This window comes from Geobacillus sp. GHH01 (assembly GCF_000336445.1).
Lineage (GTDB): Bacteria > Bacillota > Bacilli > Bacillales > Anoxybacillaceae > Geobacillus > Geobacillus zalihae.
Window position 1 is genome coordinate 3,060,956 of sequence record NC_020210.1, and the last position, 15,826, is coordinate 3,076,781.

Here is a 15,826-nt window from a genome sequence, read left to right on the forward strand (position 1 = left end):
CTTTATCGTTTATCGATTTTCGAAGTGACAAAGTCACCGATCAGCTGAATGATAAATACAATGACCAACACCAATACGGTTGCGACAAATGTCACATCGTTATGGTTGCGCTGGAACCCTTCCAAATACGCCAAGTTCCCAAGCCCGCCGGCGCCGATGGCTCCAGCCATCGCTGTATAGCTGACGAGCGACACCGCCGTCACCGTAATGCCGGAGACAAGCGCCGGCAATGACTCCGGCAGCAGCACTTTCCAAATGATCGTCCACGTTGAGGCACCCATCGCTTGGGCTGCTTCGATGACGCCTTTATCAATTTCGCGAAGAGCGATTTCGACCATGCGGGCGTAAAACGGCGCGGCCCCAATGACCAAAGCCGGCAGCGCCGCATTGGCGCCAAGCATCGTCCCGACGAGCCAGGTGGTAAACGGAATGAGCAAAATGATCAAAATAATAAACGGAATGGAGCGGAAAATGTTCACAAACGCCGCAATCACGGTATTGACAAACCGGTTTTCCCATAGGTTGCCCTTCGCTGTCAAAAATAGAAGCAAGCCAAGAACGATTCCGAGGACGAAAGTGGCCGCCACCGCCACTCCCGTCATATACAGCGTCTCGACCGTCGCCGCCCACATCGTCTCCCATTGCACGTTCGGCAGGAGGTTAGCGAGCATCGTGAATCACCTCCACCGCCACTTGCTGGCGTTGAATGTAGTCAAGCGCCCGGTCGATTTCATCGGCCGCTCCGTCGAGGTGAATGAACAGCACCCCATAGGCACCTTGATGGGTTTGCGAAATTTTCCCTTGCAAAATGTTGACATCGACGGCAAACTGACGCACCACTTCGGTGATGAGCGGCTTTCCGGCTGCCGCGCCGACGAACGTCAGCTGCGCGATCAGCCCGCTCGGGTATTGGCCAAACAAATGGGAAATCGCCTCTTCCGTCTCCTCGGGCTCGATCAGCTGCTTGACGAACCGTTTCGTAATCGGCTGCTGCGGGTTGCGGAACACATGCAGCACGTCGCCTTGCTCGACGATTCGGCCGCTTTCCATCACCGCAACGCGGTCGCAAATTTTGCGGATGACGTGCATTTCATGGGTGATCAGCACAATCGTCAGCCCGAGGCGCTTGTTGATGTCAACGAGCAAGTCCAAAATCGCATCGGTCGTCTGTGGGTCCAACGCCGATGTCGCCTCGTCGCAAAGCAGCACTTTCGGGTTGTTGGCGAGCGCCCGGGCGATGCCGACCCGCTGCTTTTGCCCGCCGCTCAGCTGCGACGGGTAGGCATCCTCGCGCCCGGAAAGGCCGACAAGTTCGATCAATTCATCCACCCGCTTGTTCCGCTCCTCTTTCGGGACGCCGGCAATTTCAAGCGGAAAGGCAATGTTTTCCCTGACTGTGCGAGACCAAAGCAAGTTGAAATGCTGGAAAATCATCCCGATTTCTTGGCGCGCCTTGCGCAGCTCCCGACCTTTCACGCGCGTCATATCGCGCCCGGCGACGACCACCCGGCCGCTCGTCGGCTTCTCGAGCCCATTGAGCAAGCGGATGAGCGTGCTTTTCCCCGCGCCGCTGTAGCCGATAATGCCGAAAATTTCTCCTTCGCGAATCTCAAGCGACACATTGTCGACGGCCGTGACTGAGCCGTTGGCCGCTTGATAGATTTTTGTCACTTGTTCGAGTGTAATCATCGTTTCACCTTCCTTCCCAAGCGGCAGAGCGCAAAAAGAAAACCTTTCTGCCCGCAGAGAACAGAAAGGTATTGTGCACCATTCCGTCTCTTATCTCTCAAAGCAGGCCGCTTTGTGTGAATTGGCACCATTTCAGCGCACGCGCTGACGGTTGCCGGGCTTCATTGGGCACATCCCTCCACCTCTCTTGATAAGAGCGCAACAATCGCCTATGCAATTGATTTACGAATGTGATTGTATCACCGCTTGTCGAACGCTGTCAACAATTTTTTCACCCAACATGCCGATACGGTTTAGCCAAATGGAGGAGCGATTCAAGAAGCAACAGCTGACGGAAGCTTCCTGACACGTGCACTTCTTGCAGGCGGACGAGCTGCTGCAGCTTCAGTTCGCCGTTCAGCAAGGACGCGAGCGCTTCTTTGGGGCCGCGCACGGTCAATGTTTTCCGTTCATCGTGTTCCATCCCTAAAGCGGCTGGTTCCTTGCCGATCAACAGCAAGGCGGTTTCATCCCCACTTTCAAACCGAACACACAGCTGCTCATCCGGCAAAATCGGCATCAAATGACGCAACGCTTGCATCCGTTCCACGAACTGCCCGACTAATTCACGCATTTCCATGGATATCCCCTCCCCCATTTTTATTTTTTCACTTCCACCTGAAGAGGAGAAATCCTTTACAAAAATCTCGACAACCCGTTGACGAACGAGCGCCGTTTTTGTCATTTCCCAAGAAATGTGTCAAACAGCGTCAAAAAAAGGCGAATCATCGGGACGGCAAGCAGGCTTGAATCACTTCGTACAAATACGGAACGGAATGAAAGGCATACCACTTGCCTGCGACCGTTCCGTCCCTAAAAAGAAGCAGGCAAGGAACGCTTTCAATTTTCCACGCAACGGCCTGCTCAGGGATATAGTTGATGTCCGTTTCGTAAAACGGCAGCGCCGGAAACAACTGCTCCACCACCGTTAGCATCCGCCGCGCCAGCTGGCACGTGCCGCACAGCGGGGTATACAAGTAAAGGGCCAGAAGCGGCTCGACTTCCACCACTCGCATGACATCGTTTCGGTCGATCGCTTTCACTCGCCTCTTCCCCTCATGAGCGATTCGATGCGGACGTCGAAACGAGCGCGCAACAGCACTTGCGCCAAGTGCCAAGGCGGAGCGGCCGCCACTTCGCGATACGCCCGGTCAATGTAAAGATGCTCCGCCTCTGGAAACATGCGGCGAAACTGCCGGCGCAATTTTTCTCCCGCCTCATCGGCATCGGCCAAGACGTATACATCGCATCCTTCCAGCTCATCGGCCAGCTCCTCAAGGCGCGCATCACTGATCGTGCCGTTTGTGCAGACGATGACGACTGGTTCGTTCAGCACCGCCGCCACTTTTTGCTTGTCTGATCGCCCTTCGACGATGATCACTTTTTCCACGCGTCGCATGTCCGACCCACCTAACTTCAAATGAGGATACTATTATTGTATGTCTTGCGCCGGCCAAATGTTGAAAATGAAAAGCAACGGCCATCCACCGTTGCCTTTCAACACCAGCCCGCTTCCCCGTCGCAATCGACATATTTTTGGTCCGGCTCAACGGTAGCGGTCACCTGTTTGTAAATTCTTCCGTTTTGTTCGGTATACCCCTTTTTCAACGGGACGGCCGCCGGAAGCGGAAGGCGCCCGATGAGCTCTCCTTCCTCGTACAACTCCAGCGAGCGGCCGTTCAGTTTGCCGATGATCCGGTCCGTGACATCTATGCGCGTCGTTTGCAGCGCCATCGCGAGCACCCCTTTTTTCAATCAAATTCCGGTATGTATAGAGTGCCCGAATCGAAGCGAAGATTGCAGGAACGTTTATCCTTCGTTGATCATCGCCTCGTATTGTTCCGCCGTCAACAAATTGTCGATTTCGCTCAAATCATTCGGTTTGACGACGATCATCCACGCTTTGTCATACGGCGATTCGTTCACGTACTCCGGATGGTCATTTAACGCCTCATTCACTTCAACGACCGTGCCGCTGATCGGCGCATACAATTCCGAGACCGTTTTCACCGATTCAACGCTGCCGAACGGCTCGTTCGCCGTAACCTCTGCGCCGACTTCCGGCAGCTCGACAAAGACGATGTCGCCAAGCTCTGATTGGGCGTAATCCGTAATGCCGATGCGCACGTTCTCTCCTTCCACGCGCACCCACTCATGCTCCTTTGTATAGCGAAGTTCTTTCGGCGTGTTCATCGTATCCCTCCATTGCGACAAAATGTATATTCCTTTTCATCATAACCGATTTTCCGCAAAAACTCACTGAATTCACCCGATTTTGCAAAAAATTTTTTATGTCCCCGCCGCGAAAAACGCCTCGTATTCTTGTTCGCGAAAGCCCACGACGACCCGCTCGCCGTCCGTCAAAATCGGCCGTTTGACCAACATCCCGTCCGAGGCGAGCCAATCGAGCATCTCGTCTTCCGATGCGCGGTCGAGCTTGTCCTTCAAGCCAAGCTCGCGGTATTTCATCCCGCTCGTGTTGAAAAATTTTTTGAGCGGCAGCCCGCTTTGACGGTGCAAACGGGCGAGCTGCTCTTTCGTCAGCGGCTCGTCGACCAAATGCACCGTTTGCACCTCAATGCCGTGTTCATCCAACCATTTTTTCGCCTTCCGGCACGTTCCGCATTTTGGATACCAATAGAGCGTGAGCGCCATCTTCACTCCTCCCTTTCATTTCCGCTGTGTGGCAAACAAATAAGAAGCACCAGGCAAACGCCTGGCACTTCCCATTATCACACAATATACCGTTCGGCTTCAATGAGCGCGGCGGCCGCTTCGCGTTTTTTCGCGATCACGTTGATCGGCGTATGGCGCGTCAGCCGTCGGAGAGCGGCGAGCATCATCCGCAGCGTGTCTCCTTGTTCGACGGCGACGAGCGTTTCTTTCGCATGGGCTTCAATTTCATTGAACGCCTCTTGGCAGAAAATTTGCGTGTACAGCAATTTTTGTTTGTTTTTCTCCTCACCGCTCGCCTGAATCGCTTTTTCCGTGCGCAAAAGCGCTGATTCCATCGCATAAATGTTCGAGACGATGTCGGCGATGTTGACGAGCACTTCTTGCTCTTCTTCAATGCGCTGGCCGTATTTTTGCGCCGCTAAACCGGCGACCATCAAGGCGATTTTTTTCGCGTTGCGCACCAAGTATTTCTCTTGTTCCAGCGCGCCCGTCCCCGGCTCTTCGGCGGCCATCATCATCAGTTCTTCCTGAAGCTGCTGCGCTTTTTGGAAGAGCGGCAGCTCGCCTTTTAACGCCTTTTTCAAATACATGCCCGGCACGAGAAGGCGGTTGATTTCGTTCGTCCCCTCAAAAATGCGGTTGATGCGCGAATCGCGGTAGGCGCGCTCAATTTCGTATTCCTGCATAAAGCCGTACCCGCCGTGGATTTGCACGCCTTCATCCACGATGTAATCGAGCACTTCCGTGGCAAAAAACTTGTTCAATGAGCATTCGATCGCATATTCGGCGATCGATTTCGCCACTTCTTTGCCATCTTTCGCCTTTTCCGCATCAAGCAGGCCCATCCGTTCATCGAACAAGCCGACCGTGCGGTAAACCGAGCTTTCGGCGGCATACAGGCGCGACGCCATCGTCGCGAATTTTTCCTGCGTCAACGTAAACTGCGAAATCGGGCGTTTGAATTGCTGGCGCTGATTGGCGTATTTGAGCGTGATTTCAAGCGCCCGCTTCGCGCCGCCGACCGCCCCTAACCCAAGCTTGTAGCGGCCGATGTTCAAAATGTTGAAGGCGATGACATGGCCTTTTCCGATTTCACCGAGCACGTTTTCTTTCGGCACCGGCACATCTTGCAAAATGAGCGTTCTTGTCGACGAGCTTTTAATCCCCATTTTCTTTTCTTCCGGACCAGTTGAAACGCCCGGGAAGTCGCGTTCCACGATGAACGCGGTGAAATGTTCGCCGTCGACTTTTGCATAGACGACAAACACATCAGCAAAACCGGAGTTGGTGATCCATTGTTTTTCGCCGTTTAAAATGTAATGCGTGCCTTCCGCGTTTAATCTCGCCGTCGTTTTCGCGCCGAGGGCGTCCGAACCCGAGCCAGGCTCCGTCAAGGCGTAGGCGGCGATTTTTTCGCCGGTCGCTAAATACGGCAAATATTTTTGTTTTTGTTCTTCCGTGCCAAACAACACAATCGGCAGCGAGCCAATTCCGACGTGCGCCCCGTGCGAAATGGCAAAACCGCCGGCCGGCGCCATTTTTTCCGCAATGATGGCCGAACTGACTTTATCTAGGCCCAAACCGCCGTATTCTTCCGGAATGTCAGCGCTTAACAAGCCGAGCTCGCCCGCTTTGCGAAGCAATTTCACGGAACGGTCAAACTCGTGGTTTTCCAAATGCTCGAGCTGCGGGAGCACTTCATTGTTGACATACTCTTCCGTCGTTTTGGCAATCATATGATGTTCGTCGGTGAAATCTTCCGGCGTAAACACGCGCTCCGCCGGAATGTCTTCAATCAAAAAGCTGCCGCCTTTGATCGCTTCTTCCATCGTTTTGGCCATCGTTGATTTCCTCCCCCGAAAGATGATTGATGATCCGGGCGGCAACGCCGCCCGGGAAATAGACGTTCCATGCAGCCGGGCAAATGCGGATGCATGCCTCGCGCGAGCTGATGAAGCCCGCTCGCTGTCAGCTGCCGCTACAGCAGCTCAAACACGCCGGCCGCTCCCATGCCGCCGCCGATGCACATCGTGACGATGCCGAACTGCACGTTGCGGCGCCGCATTTCGTAAAGCAAAGACAAGGTCAGCTTCGCGCCCGTGCAGCCGAGCGGGTGGCCTAGAGCAATCGCCCCGCCGTTGACGTTGACAATGTCTTCATCCAACCCAAGTTCGCGGATGACTTGGATCGATTGCGAGGCGAACGCTTCGTTCAGCTCGATCAAACCGATGTCGGACAGCTCAAGGCCGGCCAGCTTCAACGCTTTCGGCACCGCAGCGACCGGGCCGATCCCCATCACTTCCGGCGGCACGCCGGCAACCGCGAACGAACGAAACTTGCCGAGCGGCTTCAAGCCGAGCGACTCCGCTTTTTCGCGGTCCATCACCATGACCGCCGCCGCCCCGTCGCTCATTTGCGACGCGTTGCCGGCGGTGACGGTGCCGTTTACCGCAAACGCCGGCCGGAGTTTCGCGAGCGTTTCCATATTCGTGTCCGGGCGCACGCCTTCATCTTGTGTAAAGACGACTTTCTCCTCAACGAGTTTGTTGCCTTCTACTTTGCGCACCGTCACCTCGACCGGCACGATTTCTTCATTGAATTTTCCTTCGGCAATCGCCTTGGCGGCGCGCTGGTGGCTGCGCACCGCGAATGCGTCTTGGTCCTCGCGGCTGACGCCGTATTTTTTCGCCACTTGCTCGGCAGTGTGCCCCATCGACATGTAGTATTCCGGCGCTTCTTCCGCCAAGCGGGCGTTCGGGCGGACGACATGCCCCATCATCGGCACCATGCTCATCGATTCGACCCCGCCGGCGATGACCGTGTCGGAATGGCCGAGCATCACCCGTTCCGCCGCATAGGCGATCGCCTGCAAACCGGACGAGCAATACCGGTTGATCGTGATCGCCGGCACGGTATATGGCAGCCCGGCGAGCGCGCCGATGTTGCGGGCGATGTTCAATCCTTGCTCCGCCTCCGGCATGGCGCACCCGATAATCAAGTCGTCAATGTTTCCTTCATAGTTCCCCGCGCGCTTGATCGTTTCTTTGACGACGAGCGCCCCTAAATCATCCGGCCGCACGTGGGCGAGCGTTCCTTTTTTCGCTTTGCCGACCGGCGTGCGCGCACCTGCGACAATGACCGCTTCTCTCACGCCAATCCCCCCTTGATCTCCTCCGCTTTAGTTGCGGAGCGGTTTTCCTTTCACAAGCATATGCTGCATGCGCGCTTGCGTCTTCGGCTCGCCGATGAGGCTCAAAAACGCCTCGCGCTCGAGATCGAGCAAATATTGCTCGTCGACTTCCGTTCCGTACGGCACTTTGCCGCCGGCTAGAACATACGCCAATTTTTTCGCGATTTTCAAATCGTGCTCGCTGATGTAGCCGGAATGGAACATCGACTGCGCCCCAAGCAGCATGGCGGCATAGCCGCTTTCGCCGGCCACCGGCACTTTCTTCCTTACAGGAGGCCGGTACCCTTCCTCATACATCGAGAGCACCGCCTGTTTCGCTTCATACAGCAGATGGTCGCCGTTCATCGTGATGCCGTCGCGGTGATTCAAGAAGCCAAGCTCGCGCGCTTCCGCCGCTGACGTCGACACTTTCGCCATGGCGATCGTTTCAAATACGCTGGCCGCGATTTTGACGTAGTCGACGTCCACGCCGCGCGGCAGGCTGTTCAACCGTTTGATGTACAGCTCCTTGTTGCCGCCGCCGCCCGGAATCAAGCCGACGCCGACTTCGACAAGCCCGATGTACGTCTCGGCCGCCGCTTGGATGCGCGAAGCCGCCAAGCTCACTTCCGCCCCGCCGCCTAACGTCATGGCAAACGGCGCGACGACGACCGGCTTCGGGTTGTATTTCATTTTGAGAAGCGCTTGCTGGAACTGGCGAACGGCAAGTTCCAATTCAAAAAAGTTTTCGTCTTGCGCCTCCATGAGCATCATCGCCAAGTTCGCGCCGACGCAGAAGTTTTTCCCTTGGTTGCCGATGACGAGCCCTTTGTAGTTGCGGTTGACTTCCTCAAGCGCCTCGTTGATCATTTGGACAATATCGGCGCCAATCGCGTTGTTCGGCGAATGGAACTCCAGAAGCGCCACGTCGTCGCCGAGGTCAATGAGGCTGGCGCCGGCATTTTTCTTGATGACGCCGCGCGCCTCTTTCAGTCGGCGGATGTGGATGACTTTTTCGTTTTCTTCTACTGTTTTATACCCGCCCGGCGCATAATAGAACAGCCGGCCGTTTTCCGTTTTATAGAACGATGTGGCTCCGTCGGCGAGCATGTCCGTGATCCACGACGGGATGTCGCGCCCTTCCGCCTGCATTTTGCGCACCGACTTCTCGAGGCCGATCGCATCCCACAGTTCAAACGGACCTTGCTCCCAGCCGAACCCCCACTTCATCGCCTGATCGATCGCTACGATGTCGTCGGCGATCTCCCCGACAAGGCGGGCAGTGTACAGCAATGTCGGTGCGATGATGTTCCAAAGGAGCGTTCCCGCGCGGTCGCCATCGGCATACACGAGCGTTTGCAGCTTGGCGGCCGCTCCTTTCGCCTGCTTCGCCATCTCCACCGCCGGGGTGACAAGCTTTTTGCGCGGCTCGTATTGCATCGTGACGTAGTTCAGCTCGAGAATGTCTTTTCCTTGCTTGACAAAAAAGCCTTGTCCGGATTTGCTGCCGAGCCAGCCGTTTTCAAGCATCGTTTTCATAAACTCCGGCACGCGGAACGCCTCTTTTTCTTCCCCTTCGACGTTTTCATACACGTTGTTGGCGACATGCACGAACGTATCGAGCCCGACGACGTCAAGCGTGCGGAACGTCGCGCTTTTCGGCCGGCCGATGAGCGGCCCCGTCACCGAATCGACCTCGCCGACGCTGTAGCCGCCTTGCATCATCTCGCGGACGGTGACGAGCAAGCCATACGTGCCGATCCGGTTGGCGATGAAGTTCGGCGTATCTTTCGCCATGACGACGCCTTTGCCGAGCACGTCTTCGCCGAACGATTTCATATAGGCGACCACATCCGGATCCGTATGCTCCGTCGGGATGATCTCAAGCAGCTTCAAATAGCGCGGCGGGTTGAAGAAATGCGTGCCTAAAAAGTGTTTTTTGAAATCGTCGGAACGCCCCTCCGCCATTGCGGCGATCGAGATGCCGGATGTGTTCGAGCTGACGATCGTCCCCGGCGTCCGCACCTCGTCGACGCGAGCGAAGACTTCTTTTTTCACTTCCAGCTTTTCAACGACCGCTTCAATGATCCAATCGACTTCCGCGAGCCGGTGGAAGTCATCCTCGAAGTTGCCCGTTTCAATCAAAGCGATGTTGTCTTTGGACATGAGCGGCGCCGGTTTTTGCTTGAGCAGCCGCTCGAGCGCCTGATTGGCGAGGCGGTTGCGCACTTGTTTATGCTCGAGCGTCCAACCTTTTGCTTCTTCCTCTTTCGTCAATTCCCGCGGCACGATATCCAACAGCAGCGTCGGAATGCCGACGTTCGCCAAATGGGCGGCAATGCCCGAACCCATGACGCCGGACCCAAGCACCGCGGCGCGCCGAATGCGTTTTGCCATTTCGGTTCCCCCTCACACCATTGAATGAATCATCATTCATTTTTCGGCGAAAAAAATAGCCGTGAAAACGTTCTCTATATTCAATATATAGTATGTTGGTAATTTTCGCAATATATTTGCGCACATTTTTTTCACATCGAGGCCGTTCTTTCATCCATACTAACAAACAGGAGGTGAAGACGATGGCCCGGCTGAAAAAAAATCCGTCTGAACGCGGCGTCAGCGCCGCAAGCGTCAAAGGAAACGCCGGCCCGACGGTCGAAGCCGACGGCGGCGGCAAACGGACAAGCCAAAACCAGCAGTACAAAAAGCACAACATGCAAGGGAGCTGACGCCCACATCGTCAGCTCCCGCCTGTCATAGCTGCAGATATAGGGAAAAGCAAAGAAAGGCCGCACGATCTGAACGGCCTTTCCCTCAAATGACCGCCCGACGCCTCGGGATATGCAGCGGCCATGGTTTAAAATGGAAACCGGCTTCATGGCCGCTCGCTGGATGCCTGTCCCCTTCTGCGCCCGAACGCTCGGCGGCCGCCGGCGTTTTCCTCTGTTTTGCGCCCCTACTTGCGGAGGATGCCTTTTAAAACAAACGCCACGTTGGCCGGCCGTTCGGCGAGCCGGCGCATAAAATAGCCATACCAGTCCGTGCCGTACGGAACGTACACGCGCATCGTATATCCTTCGCGCGCCAGCTCGAGTTGGCGCTCCGGGCGGATGCCGTACAGCATTTGGAATTCAAACTGGCTGTTGGGAATGTTGTATTCTTTGACGAGCTGCTTCGTATATTCGATGATGGCGTCGTCATGCGTCGCCACCGCCGTATAGTTGCCGTTTAGCAAATGCATTTTAATGATCTTCTTAAAGTTCTCATCGACATCTTTTTTATCCGGAAACGCCACTTCAGGCGGCTCTTTGTACGCTCCTTTGACGAGCCGCAAGTTCGGGCGGTACGGCTTTAAATCTTCAATGTCTTGTTCCGTCCGGTACAAATACGCCTGCAGCACCGTGCCGACGTTGTCGTATTCTTTTTTCAACATTTTAAAAATGTCCAGCGTCTTTTGGCAGCGCGAATAGTCTTCCATATCGATCGTCACAAACACGCCGCGCTGTTTTGCCGCATCCAAAATGCGGCGCATGTTGCGCATGACAAGCTCATCGGAAATATCAAGCCCCATCGATGTCATTTTCAGCGACAGCTGCGAGTTCAACTTCTCCCGGCTGATCGCCTCAATCGCCTCCAAGCAATGGCGCGCCATCTCATTCGCTTCCTGCTCATTGTCGACAAACTCACCCAAATAGTCGACCGTGACCGCCAATCCTTTTTCGTTCAGCTGGCGGATGACGCGCACCGCTTCCTCGATCGTTTCGCCGGCGACAAACCGTGAAGCGCCGAAGCGAAGGCCGTATCGTTTCGCCCATTTCGTCAATGTTTTATTTTTCGATAAGAACAGGAAAAAATCGCGCATCAACTGCTCCACTGTTGCAAGCCTCCTTGTATGGAAACGCATTCACCATTCTTATTGTACCATGTTTCAATTCAATTGAATATGTTTTTTCCCCACGGTTTATTTTTTATATGCGCATAATTTTCCACTCTCTGCACAATCTACAAGCGAACAACCGACGAAAGGAGCGAACAACGATGCAACAGCAACCACAAATGAACCCGCAGGCGGCGATGCCCGAGCCGCCGCAAATGGTGTCCACCAAAGACGCCATGTATTTTTCCGACATGATGTCGTGGAACTTGCTCGCGGCGAAAAAAGCGCACTTTTTCGCCTCGCAATGCCGAGACCCTGAAGTGGTGCAGGCGATCGAGCGCGCTGGACAGATGCATCAGCGCCATTACGACATGATTTTGCGCCATTTGCAAAACCCGCCGCAGCCACCGGTGATGTGAAAGGAGGAACGCCGCATGAACACAAAACAAGTGCAAAATCCGGAGATGCAAGTGCCGAAAACGCCGCAAATGAACGAGCGCGATTTTCTAAACGACATGTTGACGACGGAAAAATACATGACCTTGTCGTACAGCGTCTTTTTGCATGAAGCGAGCAACCAACCGTTATATCAAGATATGATGAATATTTTCACCGAAACGCAAAACTGTCAGCGCGACTTGTACAATTTGATGTTCAAAAAAGGATGGTACAAGCTTGAAGCCGCCGATCCGCAAAAGCTTCAGCAAACGTACCAGCAGTTCCAAGGGTATACGAATCAGCTCCCTTATCAACGAAATGCCATGCAATAACAAAACGAGGGGATGTCCGAACGGCAGAAGGACATCCTCTTTCTCCATCCGTTAAGAAGACAGGGCGCAGAAAGGGGAGAAAGGGATGACAGCGCCATCCGAATCGGTATGGAGCATGCTGCAAACAGCGGACGTCCGCATCCGCGACACCGGGATCATTGAATAAGCACCCCTTCTTGTTCCACAGGGATGCTTATTCTTTCATGAATAGACGATCAATACCACCAGCCTGGATACGGCGGATACGGCGGGTACGGGTAAAACGGACGCGGAGCTAACGCGCCGCCGAGCAGTCCGCCCAAGAAGCCGCCGACAAATGGGGCGCCAAACAACAATCCTGGAAATAGCATCGTTCCTTCTCCTTTCCCCAAAGCTAGAATGCTACACTGTATTCATATGCAACAAACAAGAAAAGAGGGTGGGCCGTCCGCCCAACCCTTGCCGGTTTCTCACCACCAAATGGGGCCATACCACCACGGATAGAAAAACGGCGGAACCAATGCGCTCCCGAGCAAACCGCCTAAAAAGCCGCCGAAAAATGGAGCGCCAAAAAACGGAGCGCCGAAGAAAAACGGGCGCGGCCGCCAAAACCACCAGCCCCATGGCCGCCAAATGCGCTCATCCGCCACTTGGAGATGGCTCATCTTGCTTCCCCCCTTCCGCTTGCTTTAGTCCCACTGTATGCAGGAAAAACGCCCGCTGCTTAGGCCAGTACCTAGAAGGCTGGTGAAAAACGGCGATTTCTCCCAAATCATCGATCCGTGAATGCAAAGGAAGGTCTCTTTCTACAATATATTCTCATTAAAGGAAATTATTTTCTTTTATTCCCAGTATATTCGAAAAACAAAAGCAGGCGGCTGTCCGCCGCCCCCGCTTATAGAAACTCTGCGCGCGCCTGTTCGTACAAACAGGCAAGCGAATCGAACAAAATGCGCACCGCCTCAGCCATTTCATCTTCGCTCATCGAAAGAACTGGTATGAACGTCAACACCGGGCCGAGCGGACGGATGACAAGCCCCCTCCGGCGCGCCTCAAGGATGATCCGGTGCTCCACCATGGCCGCGCGCGGAAACACTTCTTTCGTTCTTCGGTCTTTCACGATTTCAATGCCGCACATCAAGCCTTTTTGCCGGATGTCGCCAACAATTGGAATTTCATACAACCGCTCAAGCCATTCGGCCAGCCGGCGCGCCTTCCGCTTTACGCTGTCAATCAAGCTGCGTTTTTCGATGAGCTCAATGTTTTTCAGCGCAACGGAACAAGTGAGCTGATTCCCCGTATACGTATGGCCGTGGTAAAACGTTTTGTCTTCGTCCACATCGCCGAGAAATGCCGCATAAATCTCTTCCGTGACCAGTGTGGCCGCGAGCGGCAAATATCCTCCAGTAATCCCTTTCCCAAGGCAGACAAGATCAGGCTTCACCTCTTCCTGCTCACAAGCGAACATCGTGCCGGTGCGGCCAAAGCCGACGGCGACCTCGTCGCAAATGAAGAGCACCCCATACCGGCGGCAAAGCCTTTCCACTCCTTTTAAAAACCCGCGCGGATGGACGATGATCCCCGCCGCTCCTTGCACAAGCGGCTCGATGACAACCGCGGCGATTTGATCGTGCTGCTCCTCAAGCACCCGTTCCAGCTCACGCAAACAATAGCCGACGATCTCCTGCTCGCTTCCGTATTCGTCCATACGGTACACGTACGGCGACGGCACTTCGATCCGCTCAAACAAAAGCGGCGCAAAAATGCGGTGGAACGTTTCCATGCCGCCAACGCTCACCGCCCCGACCGTATCGCCGTGGTACGCTTCCTTCAACGAGACAAACTTGTTCTTCTTCGCATATTGGACCGGGTCGATGTTTTTCCAATACTGATAGGCGATCTTGAGCGCGATTTCCACCGCCGCCGCCCCGGTATCGGAATAAAACACTTTTGACATGTGCGGCCAATATTCAAGCAACCGTTTGGCCAACAAAATCGACGGCACATTCGCCGAACCAAGCAATGTCGAATGGGCAATTTTCTCCAATTGCTCGCGAAGCGCCGCATTCAGCTCCGGATCGTTATGGCCGTGGACATTGACCCATAGCGACGCATAGCCGTCCAAGTACCGGTTGCCGTCGACATCGTACAAATAGCTTCCTTGCCCGCGTTCAATGATCAAGGGGCGTTCTTTGGCATACTGCTTCATTTGCGTAAATGGATGCCAGACGTACTGCTTGTCCCACTGTTCCAATTGCTCGTAGCTATACGCCAACGCCAAGCACCTCCAGCAGTTGTTTCGCCTTTCCTTGTTCGATCCAATGCTGAGCTAGGGTTTCCAGTTCCCTCCTTGAGACTGCAGGAAGGAGCGGCACGACCGCCAGCACCGGCAGCCGAAGCAAGGCGGCGATCGTTTCGACATTGTTTTGGTGGATGATCTCTTGTTCCTGAAACTGATTAAACATCAGGCCAAGCAGACGAATGCCTTGCGCGTCGGCATACGCCGCCGTCGTCACCGCGTGATGAATCGCACCAAGGCTTGAGAGCGACACGAGAATCGCCGGCACCTCATAGTCGCGGACAAAATCGCTCGTCATATACCATCGTCCATCGCGCTCACACCACGGAACGGCCAACCCTCCCGCTCCTTCGACGAGCACCACATCATAGCGCTGCGTAAGCCATTCCAACCGTTCGGCCACCCTCTCTGGTTCGATGGACGTGCCGGTCAACTTCGCCGCTAAATGCGGCGACATCGCCGGTTCCATATAGTACATGCCTTCTGATGTCGGAATCTTCGCCACCCGTTCATACCAATATTGTTCGGCAAACGACACCCCGTCTTCGGCCAGTCCAGTCTGAACCGGTTTAAACACGCCGACCTTCATCCCAAGCCGCTCCAGCGCCAACGCCACGATGGAAGTGACGACCGTTTTGCCGATTTCTGTTCCTGTTCCCGTCATGAAAATGGCTTGCCCCATTCTCTTATCCCCCCATCCCTCGAGTCATCATGATCGGTCGGACGCGCGGCCATACGCGCGCCGCGATGACCGAACAAACGGCGCAAAGCACGAGATCTCCCGGCACCGGGAGAAGAAAGCCGAACCATAGCGTTTGGCCGATGGAAAGCGGAGCCCCCGCGATCCATTTCATCGCTATGTACAGCCACGCGCAGCCAAACACATACACGACCAACAATGCCGCCAAATTCGCCTTCCATATGTCCTGCGCTCTTGTCCATTGAAAGCGGTGCACAAGCGAGCCGCACGTATACGCCCCGGCGATGAAACCGAGCAAATAGCCAAACGTCGGCTTCCAAATATAACCGAGCCCGCCTCCTTCCGCAAACACGGGCGCGCCCGCCAGCCCAATCAAGACATATAGAAGTTGGCTAAGCGCTCCGATTTTTGGGCCAAGCAGACAGCCGGCCAAGTACACCGCCGCGATTTGCAGCGTAAACGGCACATACGGCACCGGAATTTTGATCCACCCACCAACAGCCGTCAACGCGGCAAAAAATGCCGCCCAAACAAAGGAATGGATTCGCACATCTTCCCTCCTCTCCAAATATTTGTTTCTATTGTGCCTGATATGTTTTTTATTTGTCAACTTTATTTTTATATAGGT

20 protein-coding genes and 1 riboswitch are annotated in these 15,826 nt (G+C 54.7%); of the genes, 3 read left to right on the top strand and 17 right to left on the bottom strand.

All coding sequences use genetic code 11. From position 1 onward, the window contains the following. Positions 1-2 precede the first annotated feature (2 nt). The 11 genes from GHH_RS15155 to GHH_RS15205 all read right to left on the bottom strand — a co-directional run bounded on the left by GHH_RS15155 (position 3) and on the right by GHH_RS15205 (position 9,970). Entirely contained in the window at positions 3-671 is a 669-nt protein-coding gene (locus GHH_RS15155; RefSeq protein WP_011232468.1) for a methionine ABC transporter permease, read from the bottom strand. Further along, a complete protein-coding gene (locus GHH_RS15160; protein WP_015375750.1) occupies positions 661-1,689 on the bottom strand; it encodes a methionine ABC transporter ATP-binding protein in 1,029 nt (342 codons plus the stop codon). Before GHH_RS15160 ends, GHH_RS15155 begins: the two co-directional genes overlap by 11 nt. Positions 1,690-1,776: 87 nt before the next feature. After that, a riboswitch (SAM riboswitch) is annotated at positions 1,777-1,886 on the bottom strand. Positions 1,887-1,960: 74 nt separating this feature from the next. Beyond that, positions 1,961-2,308 carry a hypothetical protein gene (locus GHH_RS15165; RefSeq protein ID WP_015375751.1) on the bottom strand — a complete coding sequence of 116 codons (348 nt, stop codon included), beginning with the start codon at positions 2,306-2,308 and terminating at the stop codon, positions 1,961-1,963. Positions 2,309-2,453: 145 nt separating this feature from the next. Further along, entirely contained in the window at positions 2,454-2,771 is a 318-nt protein-coding gene (locus GHH_RS15170) for a thioredoxin family protein (RefSeq protein ID WP_011232471.1), read from the bottom strand. After that, positions 2,768-3,127 (bottom strand): toprim domain-containing protein, encoded by a 360-nt coding sequence (locus GHH_RS15175; protein ID WP_011232472.1) that lies wholly within the window; start codon positions 3,125-3,127, stop codon positions 2,768-2,770. Before GHH_RS15175 ends, GHH_RS15170 begins: the two co-directional genes overlap by 4 nt. A gap of 98 nt (positions 3,128-3,225) precedes the next feature. After that, positions 3,226-3,462 (bottom strand): YusG family protein, encoded by a 237-nt coding sequence (locus tag GHH_RS15180; protein ID WP_011232473.1) that lies wholly within the window; start codon positions 3,460-3,462, stop codon positions 3,226-3,228. Positions 3,463-3,537: 75 nt separating this feature from the next. Then, complete coding sequence (gene gcvH, locus GHH_RS15185; protein WP_011232474.1) at positions 3,538-3,921, bottom strand: glycine cleavage system protein GcvH; 384 nt, start codon at positions 3,919-3,921, stop codon at positions 3,538-3,540. Positions 3,922-4,017: 96 nt separating this feature from the next. Next, positions 4,018-4,383 carry an arsenate reductase family protein gene (locus GHH_RS15190; RefSeq protein ID WP_011232475.1) on the bottom strand — a complete coding sequence of 122 codons (366 nt, stop codon included), beginning with the start codon at positions 4,381-4,383 and terminating at the stop codon, positions 4,018-4,020. A 77-nt stretch (positions 4,384-4,460) separates the two neighbouring features. Beyond that, complete coding sequence (locus GHH_RS15195) at positions 4,461-6,245, bottom strand: acyl-CoA dehydrogenase family protein (protein WP_011232476.1); 1,785 nt, start codon at positions 6,243-6,245, stop codon at positions 4,461-4,463. 137 nt (positions 6,246-6,382) lie between these two features. Beyond that, a complete protein-coding gene (locus tag GHH_RS15200) occupies positions 6,383-7,555 on the bottom strand; it encodes an acetyl-CoA C-acetyltransferase (protein WP_011232477.1) in 1,173 nt (390 codons plus the stop codon). 27 nt (positions 7,556-7,582) lie between these two features. Further along, positions 7,583-9,970: a 3-hydroxyacyl-CoA dehydrogenase/enoyl-CoA hydratase family protein gene (locus GHH_RS15205; protein WP_015375752.1), complete on the bottom strand. Its 2,388-nt coding sequence runs from the start codon at positions 9,968-9,970 to the stop codon at positions 7,583-7,585. Between the two features lie 182 nt (positions 9,971-10,152). Here GHH_RS15205 and GHH_RS18545 point away from each other — a divergent pair, with 182 nt between their 5' ends. Further along, positions 10,153-10,302 carry a YuzL family protein gene (locus tag GHH_RS18545; RefSeq protein WP_015375753.1) on the top strand — a complete coding sequence of 50 codons (150 nt, stop codon included), beginning with the start codon at positions 10,153-10,155 and terminating at the stop codon, positions 10,300-10,302. 227 nt (positions 10,303-10,529) lie between these two features. On the opposite strand, the gene GHH_RS15210 is transcribed toward GHH_RS18545, so the two are convergent. Beyond that, positions 10,530-11,447: a proline dehydrogenase family protein gene (locus GHH_RS15210; RefSeq protein WP_015375754.1), complete on the bottom strand. Its 918-nt coding sequence runs from the start codon at positions 11,445-11,447 to the stop codon at positions 10,530-10,532. A 164-nt stretch (positions 11,448-11,611) separates the two neighbouring features. On the opposite strand from GHH_RS15210, the gene GHH_RS15215 reads away from it, so the two are divergent. Both GHH_RS15215 and GHH_RS15220 read left to right on the top strand, forming a co-directional pair. Continuing rightward, entirely contained in the window at positions 11,612-11,869 is a 258-nt protein-coding gene (locus GHH_RS15215) for a hypothetical protein (protein WP_011232481.1), read from the top strand. A 15-nt stretch (positions 11,870-11,884) separates the two neighbouring features. Next, a complete protein-coding gene (locus GHH_RS15220; protein WP_011232482.1) occupies positions 11,885-12,220 on the top strand; it encodes a spore coat protein in 336 nt (111 codons plus the stop codon). 215 nt (positions 12,221-12,435) lie between these two features. Here the strand turns inward: GHH_RS15220 and GHH_RS19665 are convergent, their stop codons facing one another. From GHH_RS19665 to GHH_RS15240, 5 genes are all read right to left on the bottom strand, one after another. Continuing rightward, a complete protein-coding gene (locus tag GHH_RS19665; protein ID WP_011232483.1) occupies positions 12,436-12,570 on the bottom strand; it encodes a hypothetical protein in 135 nt (44 codons plus the stop codon). Between the two features lie 99 nt (positions 12,571-12,669). Then, positions 12,670-12,864 (bottom strand): hypothetical protein, encoded by a 195-nt coding sequence (locus tag GHH_RS15225; RefSeq protein ID WP_011232484.1) that lies wholly within the window; start codon positions 12,862-12,864, stop codon positions 12,670-12,672. A gap of 230 nt (positions 12,865-13,094) precedes the next feature. Then, positions 13,095-14,474 carry an adenosylmethionine--8-amino-7-oxononanoate transaminase gene (bioA, locus tag GHH_RS15230; RefSeq protein WP_015375755.1) on the bottom strand — a complete coding sequence of 460 codons (1,380 nt, stop codon included), beginning with the start codon at positions 14,472-14,474 and terminating at the stop codon, positions 13,095-13,097. After that, entirely contained in the window at positions 14,464-15,180 is a 717-nt protein-coding gene (gene bioD / locus GHH_RS15235) for a dethiobiotin synthase (protein ID WP_015375756.1), read from the bottom strand. The genes bioA and bioD overlap by 11 nt, the downstream gene beginning before the upstream one ends. 4 nt (positions 15,181-15,184) lie before the next feature. Continuing rightward, positions 15,185-15,748, bottom strand: a complete 564-nt coding sequence (locus GHH_RS15240) for a biotin transporter BioY (RefSeq protein ID WP_015375757.1) — start codon at positions 15,746-15,748, stop codon at positions 15,185-15,187. Positions 15,749-15,826 lie beyond the last annotated feature (78 nt).